The sequence below is a fragment of the Photobacterium piscicola genome (assembly GCF_900166965.1).
Taxonomy (GTDB): domain Bacteria; phylum Pseudomonadota; class Gammaproteobacteria; order Enterobacterales; family Vibrionaceae; genus Photobacterium; species Photobacterium piscicola.
Genome location: NZ_FUZI01000002.1, coordinates 450,138 through 470,174, shown reverse-complemented (window position 1 = coordinate 470,174; position 20,037 = coordinate 450,138). Strand labels below are relative to the sequence as shown.

20 protein-coding genes are annotated in these 20,037 nt (G+C 42.6%); all 20 read left to right on the top strand.

What is annotated here, in order from left to right:
• Positions 1–25 precede the first annotated feature (25 nt).
• On the top strand, positions 26–1,414 hold the full coding sequence (locus CZ809_RS08375) for a sigma-54-dependent transcriptional regulator (RefSeq protein ID WP_080156983.1): 1,389 nt from the start codon (positions 26–28) through the stop codon (positions 1,412–1,414).
• Positions 1,415–1,475: 61 nt separating this feature from the next.
• Positions 1,476–1,787 carry a flagellar hook-basal body complex protein FliE gene (gene fliE, locus CZ809_RS08370; RefSeq protein ID WP_080156981.1) on the top strand — a complete coding sequence of 104 codons (312 nt, stop codon included), beginning with the start codon at positions 1,476–1,478 and terminating at the stop codon, positions 1,785–1,787.
• A 61-nt stretch (positions 1,788–1,848) separates the two neighbouring features.
• The gene (gene fliF / locus CZ809_RS08365) at positions 1,849–3,594 is read left to right on the top strand and encodes a flagellar basal-body MS-ring/collar protein FliF (RefSeq protein ID WP_080156980.1); all 1,746 of its coding nucleotides are present in this window, start codon (positions 1,849–1,851) and stop codon (positions 3,592–3,594) included.
• Positions 3,587–4,627, top strand: a complete 1,041-nt coding sequence (gene fliG, locus CZ809_RS08360; protein WP_080156979.1) for a flagellar motor switch protein FliG — start codon at positions 3,587–3,589, stop codon at positions 4,625–4,627. Before fliF ends, fliG begins: the two co-directional genes overlap by 8 nt.
• A 45-nt stretch (positions 4,628–4,672) precedes the next feature.
• Entirely contained in the window at positions 4,673–5,494 is an 822-nt protein-coding gene (gene fliH, locus CZ809_RS08355; protein WP_080156977.1) for a flagellar assembly protein FliH, read from the top strand.
• A complete protein-coding gene (gene fliI, locus CZ809_RS08350) occupies positions 5,491–6,807 on the top strand; it encodes a flagellar protein export ATPase FliI (RefSeq protein ID WP_080156975.1) in 1,317 nt (438 codons plus the stop codon). Before fliH ends, fliI begins: the two co-directional genes overlap by 4 nt.
• A gap of 43 nt (positions 6,808–6,850) precedes the next feature.
• On the top strand, positions 6,851–7,294 hold the full coding sequence (gene fliJ, locus CZ809_RS08345; protein ID WP_045036582.1) for a flagellar export protein FliJ: 444 nt from the start codon (positions 6,851–6,853) through the stop codon (positions 7,292–7,294).
• Between the two features lie 131 nt (positions 7,295–7,425).
• Positions 7,426–8,835: a flagellar hook-length control protein FliK gene (locus CZ809_RS08340; RefSeq protein ID WP_235865866.1), complete on the top strand. Its 1,410-nt coding sequence runs from the start codon at positions 7,426–7,428 to the stop codon at positions 8,833–8,835.
• 106 nt (positions 8,836–8,941) lie between these two features.
• The gene (fliL, locus tag CZ809_RS08335) at positions 8,942–9,415 is read left to right on the top strand and encodes a flagellar basal body-associated protein FliL (protein WP_080157189.1); all 474 of its coding nucleotides are present in this window, start codon (positions 8,942–8,944) and stop codon (positions 9,413–9,415) included.
• Between the two features lie 7 nt (positions 9,416–9,422).
• Positions 9,423–10,475, top strand: coding sequence for a flagellar motor switch protein FliM (gene fliM, locus CZ809_RS08330; RefSeq protein WP_080156973.1), 1,053 nt, complete (start codon positions 9,423–9,425; stop codon positions 10,473–10,475).
• Between the two features lie 23 nt (positions 10,476–10,498).
• Positions 10,499–10,885 (top strand): flagellar motor switch protein FliN, encoded by a 387-nt coding sequence (gene fliN / locus CZ809_RS08325; protein ID WP_080156971.1) that lies wholly within the window; start codon positions 10,499–10,501, stop codon positions 10,883–10,885.
• Positions 10,886–10,894: 9 nt separating this feature from the next.
• Positions 10,895–11,251, top strand: coding sequence for a flagellar biosynthetic protein FliO (gene fliO / locus CZ809_RS08320; protein ID WP_080156969.1), 357 nt, complete (start codon positions 10,895–10,897; stop codon positions 11,249–11,251).
• Positions 11,238–12,077: a flagellar type III secretion system pore protein FliP gene (gene fliP, locus CZ809_RS08315; RefSeq protein WP_080156967.1), complete on the top strand. Its 840-nt coding sequence runs from the start codon at positions 11,238–11,240 to the stop codon at positions 12,075–12,077. The genes fliO and fliP overlap by 14 nt, the downstream gene beginning before the upstream one ends.
• 31 nt (positions 12,078–12,108) lie before the next feature.
• The gene (gene fliQ, locus CZ809_RS08310; RefSeq protein WP_036795654.1) at positions 12,109–12,378 is read left to right on the top strand and encodes a flagellar biosynthesis protein FliQ; all 270 of its coding nucleotides are present in this window, start codon (positions 12,109–12,111) and stop codon (positions 12,376–12,378) included.
• 52 nt (positions 12,379–12,430) lie between these two features.
• Positions 12,431–13,213, top strand: a complete 783-nt coding sequence (fliR, locus tag CZ809_RS08305) for a flagellar biosynthetic protein FliR (RefSeq protein ID WP_080156966.1) — start codon at positions 12,431–12,433, stop codon at positions 13,211–13,213.
• An 84-nt stretch (positions 13,214–13,297) separates the two neighbouring features.
• A complete protein-coding gene (gene flhB, locus CZ809_RS08300) occupies positions 13,298–14,428 on the top strand; it encodes a flagellar biosynthesis protein FlhB (RefSeq protein WP_080156964.1) in 1,131 nt (376 codons plus the stop codon).
• Between the two features lie 163 nt (positions 14,429–14,591).
• Positions 14,592–16,688, top strand: coding sequence for a flagellar biosynthesis protein FlhA (gene flhA, locus CZ809_RS08295; protein ID WP_080156962.1), 2,097 nt, complete (start codon positions 14,592–14,594; stop codon positions 16,686–16,688).
• A gap of 51 nt (positions 16,689–16,739) precedes the next feature.
• Positions 16,740–18,368 carry a flagellar biosynthesis GTPase FlhF gene (gene flhF / locus CZ809_RS08290; protein ID WP_080156960.1) on the top strand — a complete coding sequence of 543 codons (1,629 nt, stop codon included), beginning with the start codon at positions 16,740–16,742 and terminating at the stop codon, positions 18,366–18,368.
• Complete coding sequence (locus tag CZ809_RS08285) at positions 18,361–19,251, top strand: MinD/ParA family protein (RefSeq protein WP_080156958.1); 891 nt, start codon at positions 18,361–18,363, stop codon at positions 19,249–19,251. The genes flhF and CZ809_RS08285 overlap by 8 nt, the downstream gene beginning before the upstream one ends.
• Entirely contained in the window at positions 19,244–19,966 is a 723-nt protein-coding gene (locus CZ809_RS08280; RefSeq protein WP_080156957.1) for an RNA polymerase sigma factor FliA, read from the top strand. Before CZ809_RS08285 ends, CZ809_RS08280 begins: the two co-directional genes overlap by 8 nt.
• Positions 19,967–20,037: the final 71 nt, after the last annotated feature.

Sequence of the window (20,037 nt, the reverse complement as noted above, 5' to 3'; positions counted from 1 at the left end):
TCGAGTTAACTATGGAGAGTGAAGCATGAGTCAAACGCGAGTATTAGTCGTAGAAGATGACGAAGGTTTGCGTGAAGCGTTAGTTGATACGCTTGCATTAGCGGGTTATCAATGGCTAGAAGCGGAAAGTGCAGAACACGCATTAGTGCTATTGAAATCTGAATCGGTTGATATTGTGGTTTCTGATGTGCAAATGACGGGCATGGATGGCTTAGCTTTATTGCGTAGTATTAAATTGCAATGGCCGAAAATGCCAGTGTTATTAATGACCGCTTACGCCAATATCGAAGATGCTGTTGCAGCAATGAAAGAGGGGGCACTTGATTACATGGCTAAACCATTTGCCCCGCAAGTTTTGTTAAATATGGTTGGTCGCTATGCACCGATCCGATCCAACGCTACCAATACGGTCGCAGCGGATCCTAAAAGTTTGCATTTGTTAGCAATGGCAGAAAAAGTCGCTAAAACAGATGCCAGCGTGATGGTCTTAGGTCCTAGTGGGTCGGGTAAAGAAGTGTTGTCACGCTATATTCACGACCATTCTTTACGCTGTGATGGACCTTTTGTGGCGATTAACTGTGCTGCTATTCCTGAAAATATGCTAGAAGCGATGCTATTTGGCTATGAAAAAGGGGCTTTTACAGGAGCAATACAAGCCTGTCCGGGCAAGTTTGAACAAGCTCAAGCAGGTACGATTTTACTGGATGAAATCAGTGAAATGGACATTAACTTGCAAGCTAAATTATTACGGGTATTGCAAGAACGTGAAGTTGAACGTTTAGGTGGACGTAAAAGCATTAAATTGAATGTGCGCATTATTGCAACCAGTAACCGTGATTTAAAAAATCATGTTGCGAAGGGGCGTTTTCGTGAAGATTTGTATTACCGCTTAAATGTTTTTCCAATGACATGGCCAGCATTAATGGAGCGTAAGGGCGATATTGTGCCGTTAGCGCAGTTATTTTTACAACGCCATGCGAGTCAACAAGGGATGGCGATCCCTGTAATAGCACCATGTGCGCTCAACAAATTATTACAATATACATGGCCCGGAAATGTACGTGAACTTGATAACGTGATTCAACGCGCGTTAATCATTCACGATAACCTTATGATAACTGAGCAACATATTTTGGTTGAAGGACTTGATTGGTTACAGATGGTTACACCTTCTACCGCGCCTGATTGCGAAATATCACCGTCGACCACAACGACAATTGACTCAATATCATCCACAGTTGCGGAAAGTTTAGGCCATGAATTACGCGGCCAAGAATTTAATATTATTTTAGATACCTTAGTTGCTTGCCAAGGTAATCGAAAAGATATGGCCGATAAACTGGGTATTAGTCCACGTACATTACGCTATAAATTAGCCAAAATGCGTGATGCTGGCATTGAACTCCCCGCATAATCGATGGGTTATAGATATAACAAACCTTTTTTAGTAGCGATAAACACAGTGAGACTTTGCAATGAAAGTTAATGGATTAGCGGCTGAAATGCAGGCAATGCGTTTAGATGCTCAAAATAATATTCGTCCCGCAACAGGACAACAGGTTAGTGCTGATTTTGGCAATTTACTTAACGACGCCATTAAGTCGGTGAATACGCTTCAAGGCCAGTCAAGTGATCTTGCTACTCGGTTTGATCAAGGTGATCGCAGTGTGTCGTTATCTGATGTGATGATTGCCCGTAATAAATCCAGTGTGGCGTTTGAAGCGACGGTGCAAGTGCGTAATAAAATGGTACAGGCTTACAAAGAATTAATGAATATGCCGGTATAAATATCGTTGTTATCCGTCGATGTGATAGCGCATCATTAGCTATATGTGTGAGAAATAAATAGTGTCAGATCAAATTGTTAATCAACCCGTTACGGTTGCAAATAATAATACTTCACCGATATTACGCGATGCTGCTCAAGATCCCGATCTTGCTGAAAAGAAAGCATCGCGTACTGACAGTATTTTAGGCAATCTTGATCTGTTACGGCAGGTGATTTTAGTGCTATCGGTTGCGATTTGTGTCGCGCTAATCGTCATGGTCGTGGTGTGGATAAAAGAGTCCGAAATGCGACCATTGGGTAGCTATGAAACCGAAGAATTGATCCCTATTTTAGATCACTTTGATCAAAAGAAAATTGATTACCAACTTGATGGCAATACCATTCGAGTACCTGCTGATAAATATAGCAGTATAAAATTAGATTTAACCCGCAGTGGTTTAAACAGTCGTATCGCTGAAGGCGATGATATTTTATTAAAAGACATGGGATTTGGTGTTTCACAGCGGCTTGAAAATGAACGTTTAAAATTAAGCCGTGAACGTCAATTAGCGCGTGCTATCGAACAAATTAGTCAAGTACGTAAGGCGCAAGTGTTGCTTGCGATGCCAAAACAAAGTGTGTTTGTGCGTCATAATCAAGATGCTACCGCGACGGTTTTTCTGACTTTAGCATCAGGCGGAGCACTAGGGCAGCAAGAAGTTGATTCCATTGTTGATATGGTGGCAACGGCGGTGCCTGGTTTACGTCCTACTCGCGTTACGGTGACCGATCAACACGGGCGTTTATTAAGCTCAGGTACTGAAGATCCTTCCTCAACCGCTAAACGAAAAGAATACGAATTAGAGCGTAAACAAGAGCAATCTTTACGGGAAAAAATCGACGCTATTTTGATGCCTGTTTTAGGGTTGGGAAATTACACCTCACAAGTTGATATAGCGATGGATTTCTCCGCCTTAGAAGAAACCCGTAAACGCTATGACCCTGCCACGGCGGCTACTCGAAGTGAGTTTACGCGTGAAGATAGCAATGGTGGTCAAGTGGTAGCGGGTATTCCTGGAGCATTAAGCAACCAACCTCCTGTCAGTAGTGCTATTCCCGAAAATATAAAAGACATGCAAGCTGGCACAAGCAGCGGTAATGGTCGCATGCACCGTGAATCTACCCGTAACTATGAGTTAGACACCACGATAAGCCATAAACGCGCGCAAACAGGTGTTATTGATCGTCAAACGGTGTCGGTTGCGATTGATTATAAATCAATAGTTGATCCTAAAACGGGTGAGATCACACGAGTACCAGTATCTGAAGCTGAAATTGTTAAAATTCGTCGTTTATTAATGGGCGGTATTGGTTTTTCAGAGGCGCGTGGTGATTTATTGGAAGTACTATCGGTGCCATTTGCGCTGCCTGAAGAACTATTATTGGCTGATGTGCCCATTTGGGAGAATCCGAATTTTAGCAGTTGGATTCGATGGCTTGCAGCGGCCTTGGTGATTATTGTGGTGATCATCGTCTTGGTGCGTCCAGCAATGAACAAGTTGCTATACCCAAATCAAGCGGCTAATGGCACACCGTTAGATGAAAATGGTTTACCGATTTTAACCCACAATAGTCATAGTGATGGCACCAGCTTAATCGGTGGTGACTTAGATCCAAATGAAAGCTTTGAATTAAGCAGTAGTAGTTTAGATCTGCCTAATTTACATAAAGATGAAGATTTACTGAAAGCAGTGCGGGCGTTGGTTGCCAATGAACCGGATCTTGCTGCACAAGTCGTGAAAAGCTGGATGAATGAAGATGGCTAATGATGTAGCACCAATCGATAATAAATTTGATATTAAAAGCCTTAATGGCACGGAAAAAGCTGCGATTTTATTATTAAGTCTTAATGAACAAGATGCCGCCAGTATTATTCGCCATCTTGATCCGAAGCAGGTGCAGCGAGTCGGTGGCTCGATGGCAAGCATGAAGAACTTAAATCAAGATAAAGTCTCGAGTGTGCATCGTTCATTTTTAGAAGAAATTCAAAAATACACCAGCATTGGTATGGGTAGCGAAGATTTTGTTCGTAATGCGTTAGTGGCAGCATTAGGTGAAGATAAAGCCAATAATTTGGTTGATCAAATTCTAATGGGTAGCGGTTCGCGTGGACTTGATTCTTTAAAATGGATGGATCCGCGCCAAGTTGCCAGTATTATTTTAAATGAGCACCCACAGATTCAAACCATCGTGTTGTCTTATTTAGAGCCTGAACAATCCGCTGAAATTTTATCGCAATTCCCTGAACGCGTGCGATTAGATTTGATGATGCGTATTGCTAATTTGGAAGAAGTTCAACCTGCGGCACTGCATGAATTAAACGACATTATGGAAAAACAGTTTGCGGGTCAAGCGGGTGCACAAGCAGCTAAAATTGGTGGCTTAAAAGCAGCAGCAGAAATCATGAACTATCTAGATAATAACGTTGAAGGGCTGTTGATGGATCAAATTCGTGAAAACGATGAAGAAACAGCGACTCAAATTCAAGACTTGATGTTTGTGTTTGATAATCTGATTGAAGTTGATGATCGTGGTATTCAAATTCTATTGCGAGATGTGCCGCAAGATCTATTACAAAAAGCCCTTAAAGGTGCAGATGATATGTTACGTGATAAGTTCTATCGCAACATGTCTAAACGTGCGGGTGAAATGCTACAAGAAGATTTAGAAGCCATGGGGCCTATTCGTGTGGCTGATGTTGAAGCGGCTCAGAAAGAAATTTTATCTATTGCGCGTCGTTTATCTGATTTGGGTGAATTAGTGCTAACTGGCAATGGTGGCACTGATGAATTTTTATAATAGTAATGCGGTGGTTCAATGTAAGTTGAAGGAAAAGGTGTTGCCATGAGTGATGAACGTCGTCGTGGTTTTATGCGCGTGTCAGAACATCAAGCCCAAGAACTTGAACGCTGGGCATACCCTGATTACAGCCATGACAGTGATCATGAACCTGAAAATGCGCTTAATTATGATCATCAATATTATCTTGAGCAACAACAATTACAGCAACAGCAATTAACTCAACCTGAGCCACCGCCGCCACCATTAACCGCGGCAGAACTTGAAGCCATGCAGCAATCTGCTTATGACGAAGGGGTTGAGCAAGGGCGTCAAGCTGGGCATAGCGAAGGTTTTTCTCAAGGCCATGCTGAAGGGGTTACAGCCGGCCATGCTGAAGGGCTGGCACAAGGCTTACAGCAAGGGCTAGAACAAGCTCAAGCTCAAATTGATCAACAAGTGGCATTATTAACGGCGGTGATGGATAAATTTGCAGATCCTATTGCTAAAGTCGACACTGAAGTTGAACAACAATTATTATTATTGGTGAATGGTTTAACCAAGGCATTGATTCGCGTTGAAGTTAAAACCAATCCTCAAGTATTACTCAATACTGTTCGCGAAGTTGTAGCAACGCTACCGATAGCCGAGCGAGAAATTAAAATGCATTTACATCCAGAAGATGTTGCGTTAATTCATGCCAGCTTTGATGAGGCTGATCTGCAACAACGTCAATGGTCATTAATTGCAGAGCCGAGCTTACAACGAGGGGATTTACAGTTGACGTGTGGCAGTTCTAGTGTTGATTATTTAATTGATGATCGTATTTTGCATTCACTGACCACCTTTAATGAACTCAACAGTAATTTGCAAGAGCCAGTGTTATGACCCTCGCACAACGCCTCAGTCGCTACCAAACTGCAAATACCGCTTGTAAACCTGTGGCTTCAGGGCGGTTGGATCGTGTTGTTGGGCTAACCCTTGAAGCGATAGGCTGCCGCGCCCCTGTTGGTAGTGTCTGTAAAGTAGAAACCCTCACTGGTGAACTAGAAGCAGAAGTGGTGGGTTTTGCTGGTGAAACGCTTTTTTTAATGCCAAGTGAGCAATTATCAGGGGTGATGCCAGGCGCTAAAGTTACCCCTATTTTGCATAACAGTGGTATTCCAGTCGGGCCTGAATTGTTAGGGCGTGTTATTGATGGCATTGGTAATCCACTTGATGGCTTAGGGCCTATTTTTACTGAGCAACGAGCAGCGTTTACCTCGACTCCCATTAACCCCTTATCACGCAAACCGATTAAAGAACCCCTTGATGTTGGTATTAAGGCTATTAATGGTTTATTAACAGTCGGAAAAGGACAGCGGATTGGCCTTTTTGCTGGTTCTGGTGTGGGTAAATCGGTCACGCTGGGTATGATGACTCGCGGTACCAGTGCGCAAATTGTGGTGGTGGGGCTTATTGGCGAGCGTGGTCGAGAAGTAAAAGAATTTATTGATGAAATTTTAGGTAAAGAAGGCCGTGAGCGAGCCGTTGTGATAGCCGCGCCTGCCGATGCTTCGCCATTAATGCGTCTAAAAGGCTGCCAAACCTCACTCACCATTGCCGAGTATTTTCGCGATCAAGGGTTTGATGTGTTGCTGCTGATGGATTCATTAACCCGCTTTGCTCAGGCGCAACGTGAAATTGCATTGTCCGTTGGTGAACCACCTGCAACCAAAGGTTATCCACCATCGGTGTTTGCTAAGTTACCTGCGCTGGTGGAACGGGCAGGTAATGGTAATGAAAATCAAGGTTCGATCACCGCTTTTTTCACGGTATTAAGTGAAGGTGATGATCTGCAAGATCCGATTGCCGATGCTTCACGTGCGATCCTCGATGGTCATATTGTGTTATCGCGTGAAATGGCGGATGCGGGGCATTATCCTGCAATTGATGTTGAGCGTTCTGTTAGTCGTGTTATGCCAGCCATCGTTAGTGATGACCATATGCTGATGTCGAAAGCCGTACGTCAAATTTTATCTATTTGCCGTAAAAATCAAGACTTGGTTGCTATTGGTGCCTATAAGTCGGGAACTGATGCAACGATTGATCAAGCTTTTAGTTTTAAACCGAAATTAGACAATTATTTACAGCAAGAAATGAAAGAAGCGGTACCGTATGAAATGTGCGTCAATATGTTGCGATCTACATTAGGTGGCTAATGGAACTTGGCAATAAGGTAATTGAAGACAAGGTCGTTATAGTATGCCATTGAGAACATTTGAATTATTAATCGAACAAGCACAACAACAAGAACATCAAGCCAGCCTCGCCCTCAATCAAGCGCAACTTGAACAGCAAAATTATTTACAGCAATTAGCTCAAATTGAACAGTACCGATTAGATTACTGTCGTCAGCTTTCTGAGCGTGGGCAACAAGGGCTGAGTGCAAGCCAATATAGCCATTTACAAAAATTCTTAACTCAACTTGATACCACATTAGAGAAGCAAAAACAGGCGGGTGGCTATTTTGCTAATCAAATTGAGCAATGCCGTCAGCATTGGCAAGCCATGCAGCAAAAAAAACGTGGTATTGAATGGTTACTGGAAAAAAAACAGCGTGAACGGCAGCTTTTTTTGAATAAACAAGAACAAAAAATGATGGATGAATTTGTAACGTTACAATTTGCACGGCGCCAACAACGCTAGAACTAAAAAACTGGTTTACTTTTTGCATTAGGATAGAACATTAGTTTTGAATGAAACGTTTTTTTGACGCTTTAATCAAACAGTTATTCATTTATTTGTCGTCTGTCGCGACACGTATTAAAAGAGTTACTATGAATCTATTTAATGTGTCATCTGCGCAAACGCCAAAATTGGTGACGGGCAGTTCCGTTGCCAGTTCAATACCTGACACGACGCCATTCGGTGATGGTCAGTTTTTAGAGCAATACCAGCAAGCGCTTGATGAAATGCCTTCGTTAGCGGTGGTTGATGGCGAACCCACATTACTTTTTGATCAAGCAGCGATGAGTGCTGAACAGATGAATATTGAGAGTGAAGTAAACATTCCCTCTACCACTGACGTTATTGATGATGAAAGTGAAATATTAATCGCAGATTCAATAATTGCCGATACCGCAATTGATAAATCATTAATGAACGCTGATGACGGCGAGAGAGTCATTGATGGTGCAGTAGAGTTAATGGCTGCAGGCAATGTCTTTTTACAGCAACTCACACAATCTAACCAGCAGCTTAATTCAGTTGATAAAACACAAACTGAGACTGTTGATGCGAGCGGCAAAAGCTTGCCATCGGTCGTCATGCCAACAACAGATGCTGTACTGACTCAAGATGAATTGGTAGCAGCTCAAACAGCCATTAAAACCACCAATGAAAGTGCTGCGTTTATCATGCCAGCTATGGCCGTAGCGACAACTGCGGCTGAGGCTCTGACGGCAAAAGCGACAGCAAATAGTGATGGACAAAAATCTGGCGCACAGAGTGATGCCGAGCTTATTTCTGATATTAGTGTCAATAATTTGCCATTGCCAGCCTCTTATCGCTCTTTATCTACCTCAACACCTAGTACCGATATGCTTATTAATCCTGCTGTGTTTGATGGTGCTTCTTTGTTGGTAGACGATAATCGACCTCAACAAGGCGTAAATAACCATTCTCAAGCTGATTCATTGGTTCAACAGTTAGCGGGATTAACGACAGCATCAACAACACCAATGCTGAAACCTGAATTACCGCCCATGACCAACGCTTTGCAATCGTCATTAGTTCTTACTCATGAACAGGCTGGCGAAGAGGTTCATGAACGGATCAATATGATGATGGCAAAGAACCTAAAATATGTCGATATTCGGTTAGATCCACCAGAACTTGGCAAACTTCAGATTAAATTGAGTATTAACCAAGATCAAGCTTCGGTGCAATTTACGGTAAATAATCACCAAGCCCGCGATATTGTTGAACAAGCGATGCCACGTTTACGCGAAATGTTACAACAACAAGGGCTACAACTCGTACAAAGCTCGGTACAACAAGAGAATAGTCACCAATTTACGGGGCACAACTCTAATAACTCTGCACATTCACAGTCACACTCAGGGCAGCCATCCTCTTTAACAATAATGGCTGATGATGGATCTCTCATCGCTGAAAGTGATCAAGGGGATTTGCCCATCAGTATGTTCGTAGCAAAACACAAAGACCAAGTTGATTATTACGCTTAGCGTTTTTGGTCATATTAATCGCGTAGGTTTAATCAATAAGGAAAAACATGCAGCAATGTCATGTCGTAATAAAGACCGCAATAAATAGCGAGCAGGATAAATAATGATGGCTAGAAATAGAAAAAAAACAATTGTCATTAGCTTGGTTATTTTGCTTGTGAGCGTTGTGATTGGTGGTGGCATTTGGTTTTTCACCACACCATCAGCAGAAGCTAAAGCGGCAGAGGTTGGCTCAACATCAACTCAGTCGCCGTTGAAAATGTCGGCTTATTATATCGTGTTACCTGAACCATTTATTTTTAATGTTAGTGGTAAAGAACGTGATCGCGTGGTGCAAATAAAAGTACAGCTAATGGTTCGTGGTGAACAAAATGAAGCGTTGGCTAAAAAACATGTGCCATTGGTTGAAAGTGTATTGCTACAAACTTTTGCAGCAGCCACGGTTGAGCAATTACGCCAACCACAAGGGCGTGAACAGTTACGTCAACAAGCATTGACAACCGTACAAGCAACGATGAACAAGATGACGAACATGCCTGTGGTTGAACGGGTGTTATTTACTGGCTTTGTGATGCAATAGGTGTGCTGTGAGTGATTTATTAACCCAAGATGAAATTGATGCGCTATTGCATGGTGTTGATGAACCTGATGATGATGCGAGTGATGGTGATCAAGGCTCTGGTATAACGGCTTTTGATTTTTCTTCGCAAGATCGGATTGTTCGTGGCCGAATGCCGACCCTTGAATTGATCAATGAACGTTTTGCGCGCCATATGCGGATCAGTTTATTTAATATGTTGCGTAAAACGGCTGAAGTGTCAATCAATGGCGTCCAAATGATCAAATTTGGTGAGTATCAAAATACGCTTTATGTGCCTACGAGTTTAAATATGGTGCGTTTTAGACCATTAAAAGGAACCGCATTGATCACCATGGAAGCACGATTAGTGTTTATTTTGGTTGAGAATTTCTTTGGTGGTGATGGTCGTTTTCACGCCAAAATTGAAGGGCGTGAATTTACCCCAACGGAACGCCGTATTGTACAAATGCTACTGAAGTTGGTGTTTGAAGATTACCGTGAAGCATGGTCACCCGTGATGTCGGTTGAGTTTGAATATATCGACTCTGAAGTTAACCCAACCATGGCCAATATTGTCAGCCCGACCGAAGTGATTGTGGTGAGCTCATTCCATATTGAGATTGATGGTGGTGGCGGTGATTTTCATGTGGTGATGCCGTATTCAATGGTTGAGCCGATTCGTGAATTGCTCGATGCCGGTGTACAAAGTGACAAAATGGATACCGATGTCCGTTGGAGCCATGCATTACGTGATGAAATCATGGATGTACCTGTAAATCTACGCGCTAAGTTATTAGATATTGATATTTCATTACGTGATTTGATGGAGCTACAAACGGGAGATGTTATTCCAATCTCGATGCCAGAGTCAGCCACGATTTTTGTTGAAGATTTACCGACCTATCGCGCCAAAATGGGGCGTAGTGGCGATAATGTTGCGCTGAAAATTACCGATAAATTAAAACGCCCAGATATGGTGAAAACCGACTTGGCTTTTTTAGATCGTGAACTTTTAAGTTCGACTTTATTAGAAATGAATAACACTGATGACACTCATTAATTGACTCTTTAGTAGGAAAAATCATGTCTCAAAATGATCAACAAATGGCAGATGACTGGGCGGCAGCCCTTGCCGAACAACAAGACAGTGTTCAACCAGCACCATTGGAAGAGTTAATCGATGATACCGCCCCGATCTCTGATGATGAGCGTCGTAAACTTGATACCATTATGGATATTCCGGTGACGATTTCAATGGAAGTTGGCCGTACGCAAATCAGTATTCGTAACTTGCTGCAACTTAACCAAGGCTCTGTGGTTGAGCTTGATCGAATTGCAGGTGAGTCATTGGATGTGATGGTTAATGGTACTTTGATTGCTCACGGTGAAGTGGTGGTGGTCAATGATAAATTTGGTATTCGTTTAACCGATGTGATTAGCCAAACCGAACGCATTAAAAAATTACGGTAAGAGTTAACGATGGATCAGTCAGTGACTTTAGGGCAAGCCCCCGATCTTAATCTAGCCACAACCTTAGCGTCATTGGTGTTGGTGATTGTTATTATTCTGTTTTTGGCATGGGTGCTAAAAAAAATGCGCTTAGTGGGCGTGCACAGTAGTGACCAGCGACTTACGATTGTAAAGCAATTAACGCTTGGACAGCGAGAGCGAATTGCGCTGATTCAAGTGGGTGATGAACAGCTGTTAGTTGGTATCACGCAGCATAATATCTCGTTGCTGAGTAAGCTTGAGCAACCTTTAATCATGGAAGATGTGCCAGCCAATGATTTTGCATCTCAGCTGAGCCGATTGATGACCACCAATGATAAAAAATAATCCCGCAATGTATTTTAAAATCGCTTTATTACTGTTGCTGAGCAGCGGTTGGATCATAACAACCCCTGCTTGGGCAACCGAGAGTGTTACTCAAGCGGCGATGACAGCGGAAAGTAGCGCATCACATTTAATTGCAGGAACTGGCCATGGTGGTATTCCTGCATTATCAGTCACCATGAACCCTGATGGTAGTGAAGATTACTCCATCACCTTGCAAATATTAGCGTTAATGACCGCGTTGGGATTTTTGCCTGCGGTGGTGATTTTAATGACATCATTTACCCGTATTGTGGTGGTGATGTCGATTTTGCGTCAAGCGATGGGTTTACAACAAACACCATCAAATCAGGTGATTATTGGTATCGCAATGTTTTTGACTTTCTTTGTGATGTCGCCTGTTATCGATAAAATTAATAACGATGCAGTGCAGCCTTATATCAATGAACAGATCAGTGCTAAACAAGCATTAACTAAAGCTGAAGCGCCGATGCGACAGTTTATGTTGAAGCAAACGCGCGTTAAAGATCTGGAAACCTTTGTTAATATTTCAGGTTCTACTGCGACGGATCCACAAACTGTTCCTATAACGGTGTTGGTGCCTGCCTTTATTACTTCTGAACTTAAGACTGCGTTTCAGATTGGGTTTATGCTGTTTTTACCGTTCTTAATCATTGATTTAGTGGTGGCATCAGTATTGATGGCGATGGGTATGATGATGCTATCACCGATGATTGTGTCATTGCCGTTTAAATTGATGTTGTTTGTTTTGGTAGACGGCTGGAATTTAATTCTGTCTACGTTAGCCGCCAGTTTTGGCACCTTATAAAGCCTACTTAAAGAGTAAGGATAAATAGACGATGACTCCTGAAGCGTTTGTCGGTATTTTTCAAGAAGCGCTGTACATGGTGTTGATCATGGTGTGCGCAATTGTTATTCCGGGCTTATTAATTGGTTTGGTGGTCGCGGTATTTCAAGCGGCAACCTCGATTAACGAACAAACATTGAGTTTCCTGCCACGTTTAGTGGTGACGTTATTAGCACTGATGTTCTTTGGGCACATGATGACACGCATGTTGATGGATTATTTTTTTCGTATTATCGATCAGATACCACAACTGCTGTACTAATTGTATTGATAGCAGCTCGCCACCGTGTTTGTCTCGTGAGTAGTCACCGTTTATGCACTATACCTCCAGCATATTATTAGAGTGGATTGCCAATTATTTTTGGCCGTTTACTCGTATTTCTTCAATGATGATGGCAATGACCTTTTTTGGGGCGCGTTTTGTGTCACCTAAAATTCGGCTATATCTGGCATTAGCGATCACTTTTACTGTGATGCCAATGCTACCTAAAGTGCCGACTGACATTGAGTTACTTTCTTTGGCCGGGTTTATTGTTACTACTCAACAAATCATTATTGGAGTGGCGATGGGGTTAGTGACCCAGTTTATTACGCAGACTTTTGTATTGTTAGGACAAATTTTAGGCATGCAATCAAGCTTAGGTTTTGCCTCAATGGTGGATCCTGCTAATGGTCAAAATACCCCCGTATTGGGACAATTTTATATGTTTCTGGCGATATTATTGTTCTTAGCCACTGACGGTCATTTGACGATGCTGAATGTGGTGGTGTTGAGTTTTACGACCTTACCTGTGGGCAGCAGTATGTTAGTTGCTGCTGACTATCACCAATTAGCAGGGTGGTTTGGGCATATTTTTAAAGCTGGGGTTGATATGGCGCTGGCTGGTGTTATTGCACTATTAACCGTTAACTTGTCATTTGGCGTGATGACCCGTGCTGCGCCCCAGTTAAATATTTTCTCATTAGGCTTTTCATTTGCGTTGTTACTTGGGCTTGCGATCAGTTGGTTTATTGTGCTGGGGATCGTGCCGCAATATGAGGCTATTTGGCAAACAGGGCTCGATCAAGTTTGTCGTTTAGCTCGGCTAGATTGTTAACCGTAAATTCCGTTTTATAACGGTTTATTTGGCTGTTTATCTTTTCTTACATTCACTTTCTTAATTCACCATGGACGAATCACAATGTCGGATGCTGACGGTCAAGAACGTACCGAAGACGCCACCGCGCGAAAACGCGAGCAGGCGCGAGAAAAAGGTCAAGTACCGCGCTCAAGAGAATTAGCCTCCGTTGCTGTATTGGTTTCCGGTGCTGTGGGTTTAATGTGGTTTGGTGAAGGTTTAGGAACCGCATTAGCCAAGGTTATGAGTCGAATGTTTACTCTCAGTCGTGAGGAAGCATTTGATGTCCACTTACTATTTTCGGTAATTTCTACGGCGATATGGCAGGTGTTTTTACCACTGGTTATTATTCTAGTGTTTTTATTTACTGCCGCCTTGATTGGAGCTGCGGGGCTCGGTGGCGTACGTTTTTCTTCTGAAGCGGCTATGCCGAAATTATCAAAAATGAACCCAATGAGTGGCCTTAAACGCATGTTTGGCAGTCAAAGTTGGGTTGAATTAATTAAATCGATACTTAAGGTTGGGTTAGTTGCCACTGTGGCAGGATATTTAATTTATTCAAGTTTAAATGATTTTTTTCAACTCAGTATCGAAACCTTTCCAGCTAATTATTTTCATGCCTTAGATATTCTATTGAATTTTGTATTGCTGATCTGTTGTTCGTTGTTGATTGTGGTCGCCATTGATGTGCCTTATCAAATTTGGCATTTTAGCGATCAATTAAAAATGACCAAGCAAGAAATTAAAGACGAATATAAAGACTCAGAGGGAAAACCGGAAGTTAAAGGTCGTATTCGTATGCTACAGCGCGAAATGGCACAACGCCGTATGATGGCGGATGTTCCTCAGGCAGATGTTGTGATCACTAACCCTGAACACTTTTCTGTGGCATTACGTTATGATCCTCAATTAGATGCCGCGCCAGTAGTGATTGCCAAAGGGGGGGATCACTTAGCCCTTAAAATTCGTGAAATTGCCAATAAACACAATATTGATATTGTTCCTGCCGCACCATTAGCACGTGCGATTTACTATACCACTGAATTAGAACAACAAGTGCCTGATGGGTTGTTTGTTGCGGTTGCGCAAGTGCTTGCTTACGTTTTTCAATTAAAAGCTTATCGACGTGGTAAAGGACAAAAGCCTACTTTATCGGCAGCAGCAACAGAGATTCCACCAGAGCTACAGCATTAATAAAATAACAATGGCCGCTAACAGTATAATTTTACTGTCAAAATAATGGCATAATTATGCGGCATGATAATTGCTTAACCATAAATCTTCGTGATGGTTTATGGTTCTATCTAGAGTCATAACCTCACTTTTATGTAAATAATCGTGATTTGATGACAATAGAATGAAGCTTTCAATTCCTTTTGCTTCGCGCTTACCGTTAGCGCGTTTACAGAATATGCCCGCTATTGGTGCACCAGTGATGGTGTTAGCCACCTTGGCGATGATTATTCTGCCAATGCCACCATTATTATTGGATATGACGTTTACCTTTAATATTGCGTTGTCATTAGTGGTGTTGTTAGTGACTGTTTACACCCGTCGTCCTCTCGATTTCGCCGCTTTTCCTACCGTATTACTTATTGCCACCTTATTACGTTTAGCCCTTAACGTAGCTTCAACACGGGTGGTGTTATTGCATGGTCATGAAGGTTCTGATGCGGCAGGACAGGTCATTGATGCCTTTGGCTCGGTAGTGATTGGCGGTAACTATGCTGTGGGTTTGGTGGTATTTCTTATCCTTATGATTATCAATTTCATGGTTGTTACCAAAGGTGCTGGGCGTATTTCAGAAGTTAGTGCTCGCTTTACGCTAGATGCGTTACCCGGTAAACAAATGGCGATTGATGCGGATTTAAATGCGGGTCTTATTGATCAAGAGCAAGCACGAACGCGTCGTTTTGAAGTGACCAAAGAAGCGGATTTTTATGGTTCGATGGACGGTGCATCTAAGTTTGTTAAAGGGGATGCGATCGCTGGTATTTTGATTTTGTTTATCAATATTATTGGTGGCTTGATCATTGGTATGACGCAATATGGCTTAGGCTTTATGGAAGCGATGGAGATTTATAGTCTACTCACTATTGGTGATGGCTTAGTCGCACAGATTCCATCGTTGTTGTTGTCTATTGGTGCCGCGATGTTGGTTACTCGTCAAAATACTGACGAGGATATGGGCCAGCAGATGTATTTTCAGATGTTTAATAACCCTCAAGCCTTGATTATTACTGGGGTTATTTTATTTGTAATGGGGATTGTTCCTGGCATGCCCCATGTGCCGTTTTTACTGTTAGCTGCCATTATTGGTGGTGCAGCTTATTGGCGTTATAAGAAAGATAAAATAGCAGCATTAGTTGAAAAAGAACCACCAACACATGCGATGGCGCCAGCGCAGCCAATGAAAGAATTGTCATGGGATGATGTGCAGCCCGTAGATACCATTGGTCTTGAGGTGGGTTATCGACTTATTTCAATGGTAGATAAAGACCAAGGTGGTGAGTTGTTAGAGCGCGTTAAAGGCGTGCGTAAAAAGTTATCTCAAGATTTTGGTTTTCTCGTGCCTCCTGTCCATATTCGTGACAATTTGGAACTCCCTCCTAATAGCTACCGTATCAGCCTGATGGGTGTTACCTGTGGCGAAGCTAATATTCATCCCAACATGGATTTAGCCATAAATCCCGGCCAAGTGTTTGGCAATATTGATGGTGAACGTACGCTCGATCCTGCTTTTGGTTTAGAAGCTGTGTGGATTCAAGTTTCTCAACGTGAACATGCACAGGCGCTAGGCTACACAGTGGTGGATTCAGCTACTGTGCTGGCGACCCATTTAAGTCAATTACTCACTAACCATGCTGCTCAATTACTGGGCCATGAAGAAGTACAAAACTTACTTGAAATGTTAGGGCAATCAACACCGAAATTAGTAGATGGTTTCGTGCCTGATCAATTGCCATTAGGGGCGGTAGTGAAGGTAATGCAAAACTTACTTAATGAAGCTATTCCACTACGAGATATTCGAACCATTGTTCAAACCCTGTCTGAGTACTCCAGTAAGAGTCAAGATCCTGACATTTTAACCGCCGCTGCACGTATTGGATTAAAACGCTTAATTTGTCAGGAAATCAATGGAATAGAAGCAGAATTACCCGTCATTACTTTAGTCCCTGAGTTGGAACAGATATTGCATCAAACGATGCAGTCTGCTGGGGGGGAGTCATCGGGTATTGAGCCTGGATTAGCCGAGCGTTTACAACGTTCACTAACAGAAGCAACACAACAACAAGAATTAAAAGGTGAACCTGCGGTGTTATTAACCTCCGGTGTTTTACGTTCTACCTTGGCAAAATTTGTCAAAAATACCATTCCGACCTTGAGAGTACTTTCTTATCAAGAAGTGCCCGATGAAAAGCAAATTCGAATTGTTAATGCGGTAGGTCATTAATAATGTTGAAAGTGAACACTAATTTAAGCACTTGCTGATAGGGAACTAAGTTTGAAAATTAAACGATTTTTTGCCAAGGATATGAGAACCGCACTTAGCGAAGTCAAAGAAGAACTTGGCCCTGATGCGGTGATTATGTCAAATAAAAAAGTCTCGGGTGGGGTTGAGATAGTGGCTGCAGTTGATGCAGAAACAAGCCAACCAGTTGCAAAAACAAACCATGCCGTACGTGATGAATTAGAACAAGGTTTAGGCCAAGCAAGGCGAAAACTGGCGGATGATAAAGTTAATGTAACGCCTTCTGTTTCAAAGCAGTTTGCCAGCGTACTGCAAAATTATGCCGCAGCAACAGAGGGGAGCGATAATATGGCCTCAGTGGATTCATTAACTGCCTTGTTGCAACGCCAATCTAAACATCAAACCCAGCATCAGCAACAATCAGCGCTAAATAGCACTAATGAGTTAAGTCGCGATCAAGCTCGACAGCATTATTACCACAGCGAGAGTCATGAACAACAGCGTCAACACGCTAGCACCGACAGACAACGGTCGTTATCTCAGTCGAAACAGGCTCGTCGTTATGATGATTCGGCACAAGATCTCAATGTGGGGAATTATGTTCGTCCATCATCAAAACATTATGAACACGAGACAAATGTTGGGCGAAATGACTATGCTAGTACCGCGCGTAAACCTCGTTTAGATCCGAGTCGTTATGAAGCAAAAAATGTCAAAAAAGATGATGAATTAGATGCGATGCGAGCCGATATCGTGTCTATTCGACGTTTATTAGAACATCAATTATCAGGGTTAATGTGGCAAGAAGTTGAACGCCAAGAACCGATGCGGGCGATGATGATCAAACGGCTTGAAAAGATGGGATTATCCGATCAATTAGCTGATCAATTAGCGTGCTATATACCGGAAGATTTGCCTACCAATGAAGCCTGGCCCGCTTTACTTGATTTATTAGCCGATCAATTAGTGACCACGGACGACTGTATTTTAGAAAATGGTGGCGTGGTGGCATTACTTGGCCCGACAGGGGTTGGAAAAACAACCACGGTTGCCAAATTAGCGGCACGAGCTGCGATGGAGTTTGGTCCTCAACAAATAGCGTTAGTGACCACCGATAATTACCGTATTGGCGCCCATGAACAATTGGCCACTTATGGCCGAATTATGGGGTGTCCTGTAAGAGTTGCTAAAGATGCACAGGAACTGGCCGATATACTTCATCAGTTGCGTCATCGTCGATTAGTGCTGCTTGATACCGCCGGTATGGGTCAACGCGACATTCGTTTGTCAGAACAATTAGATACCTTAATGCAAAATAGCGGCGCTAAAATCCGCAGCTATTTAGTGATGCCTGCGACATCCCAACGACGAGTACTACAAGAAACACTTGAACATTTTCGTCGTATTCCATTATCGGGCTGTGTATTAACCAAGTTGGATGAATCGTTGAGTTTAGGTGAAATCATCGGTGTCGCTATTCAAAATGCGTTACCGATTGCCTATTTAGCGGATGGTCAACGGGTTCCTGAAGACTTGAAAGTAGCGACCGGGAATTATCTCGTTTCGCGCGCAAATGAGTTGTTAGAACTAGAACTGTCACAGCAATCTCATCTCTGGTCTAGTGATAGCTCAGATAACATTTCGGCTGATTTTTATGACTGAGAACATCATGTACGATCAAGCGAGTGGTTTACGTCGAATGACCCAATTAACGTCGACGAAGGTCATTACGATTACAGGTGGTAAAGGGGGCGTAGGTAAAACCAATGTCACTCTTAATATGGCAATTTCAATGGCGCGCCAAGGCAAGCGGGTCATGGTACTTGATGCTGATCTTGGATTGGCGAATGTTGATGTAATGCTTGGTTTACGTGCAGGACGCAATCTGTCGCATGTATTGGCGGGAATGTGTGAACTTGAAGACATTATTATCGAAGGCCCTTACGGCGTAAAAATTATACCTTCGGCTTCAGGTACTCAAAATATGGCTGAATTAACCCCGACGCAACATATAGGGTTAATTCGAGCATTCAGCAACTTACAGTATGATATTGATTTTTTCTTAGTTGATACTGCCGCGGGTATTTCAGACATGGTGCTGAGTTTTGCTCGTGCTGCTCAAGACATCATTATTGTGGTTTGTGATGAACCGACTTCGATCACAGATGCATACGCATTAATGAAAATTTTGAGTCGTGAGTATGATATTCAACGGTTTAAGATTGTGGCTAACATGGTACGTAGTTATCGTGAAGGGCGTGATTTATTCATTAAGCTAACTCGAGTAACCGAACGTTTTCTTGATGCTAACCTTGAGCTTGCGGCATGTATTCCACTTGATGACAATGTTCGCCAAGCGGTTAAACGCCAAAAAATAGTGGTCGAAGCATTCCCACACAGTCCGGCGGCATTAGCATTAAATTCATTAGCATCAAAAGCAATGACATGGCCACTTCCGCATCACCCCGGCGGACATTTAGAGTTTTTTGTTGAACGATTGTTGGTGCACAAACCACGAGCCATGGAGGCTACTTTTCGTGAATAAAACGTTAACTTATAGCCGTTACCAACAAAGCCCACAGGCGTTTATTGAGCGTTATTCGACGTTGGTTAAACGAATAGCTCATCATTTAATGGTGCGTTTGCCACCCAGTGTTTTGGTCGAAGACTTAATTCAATCTGGCATGATTGGTTTATTAGAAGCGCAACAGAATTATGATCCTACTAAAGGGGCTAGTTTTGAAACCTTTGCTGGAATTCGTATTCGTGGTGCGATGCTAGATGATATTCGACGTGGTGATTGGGTACCGCGATCTGTATACAAACATAGTCGGCGTATTAGTGATGCGATTGCAAAACTAGAGCACAGCCTTGGACGAGATCCAACGGACATTGAAATATCACAGTTTCTAGAGATGCCGCTAGAGCAATATCATCAAGCATTAAATGACGTTAATTGTGGCCGTATTGTGGGTATTGCCGATCTTGCTGGTGGTGAAGAAACCATGATGCATGAGGATGATATTGATCAAAATATGCCGTTGCAGAATGTTGTTGATGATAGTTTTCGCCATAGTTTAGCTGCGGCGATAAAAACCTTACCAGAACGTGAAGCCTTGGTGTTATCGCTGTATTACGACGAAGAAATGAATTTAAAAGAAATTGGTGCTGTTATTGGTGTCAGTGAATCACGTATTTGTCAGATTCATAGCCAAGCGATGCAGCGCTTACGAGCTAAATTACAAGCTTGGGCTGCCTAATTTCAATAAAACATAAACCATAATTATTTTATAACTAAGAACAACACAGGTTTCGCTGTGGAGGCAATTTT

Excerpts from the sequence above, each read along its gene's own strand:
- CZ809_RS08375 (WP_080156983.1), top strand. The coding sequence starts at position 26 with ATGAGTCAAACGCGAGTATTAGTCGTAGAAGATGACGAAGGTTTGCGT.
- fliE (WP_080156981.1), top strand. The coding sequence starts at position 1,476 with ATGAAAGTTAATGGATTAGCGGCTGAAATGCAGGCAATGCGTTTAGAT.
- fliG (WP_080156979.1), top strand. The coding sequence starts at position 3,587 with ATGGCTAATGATGTAGCACCAATCGATAATAAATTTGATATTAAAAGC.
- fliH (WP_080156977.1), top strand. The coding sequence starts at position 4,673 with ATGAGTGATGAACGTCGTCGTGGTTTTATGCGCGTGTCAGAACATCAA.
- fliI (WP_080156975.1), top strand. The coding sequence starts at position 5,491 with ATGACCCTCGCACAACGCCTCAGTCGCTACCAAACTGCAAATACCGCT.
- fliJ (WP_045036582.1), top strand. The coding sequence starts at position 6,851 with ATGCCATTGAGAACATTTGAATTATTAATCGAACAAGCACAACAACAA.
- CZ809_RS08340 (WP_235865866.1), top strand. The coding sequence starts at position 7,426 with ATGAATCTATTTAATGTGTCATCTGCGCAAACGCCAAAATTGGTGACG.
- fliL (WP_080157189.1), top strand. The coding sequence starts at position 8,942 with ATGGCTAGAAATAGAAAAAAAACAATTGTCATTAGCTTGGTTATTTTG.
- fliN (WP_080156971.1), top strand. The coding sequence starts at position 10,499 with ATGTCTCAAAATGATCAACAAATGGCAGATGACTGGGCGGCAGCCCTT.
- fliO (WP_080156969.1), top strand. The coding sequence starts at position 10,895 with ATGGATCAGTCAGTGACTTTAGGGCAAGCCCCCGATCTTAATCTAGCC.
- fliP (WP_080156967.1), top strand. The coding sequence starts at position 11,238 with ATGATAAAAAATAATCCCGCAATGTATTTTAAAATCGCTTTATTACTG.
- fliQ (WP_036795654.1), top strand. The coding sequence starts at position 12,109 with ATGACTCCTGAAGCGTTTGTCGGTATTTTTCAAGAAGCGCTGTACATG.
- fliR (WP_080156966.1), top strand. The coding sequence starts at position 12,431 with ATGCACTATACCTCCAGCATATTATTAGAGTGGATTGCCAATTATTTT.
- flhB (WP_080156964.1), top strand. The coding sequence starts at position 13,298 with ATGTCGGATGCTGACGGTCAAGAACGTACCGAAGACGCCACCGCGCGA.
- flhA (WP_080156962.1), top strand. The coding sequence starts at position 14,592 with ATGAAGCTTTCAATTCCTTTTGCTTCGCGCTTACCGTTAGCGCGTTTA.
- CZ809_RS08285 (WP_080156958.1), top strand. The coding sequence starts at position 18,361 with ATGACTGAGAACATCATGTACGATCAAGCGAGTGGTTTACGTCGAATG.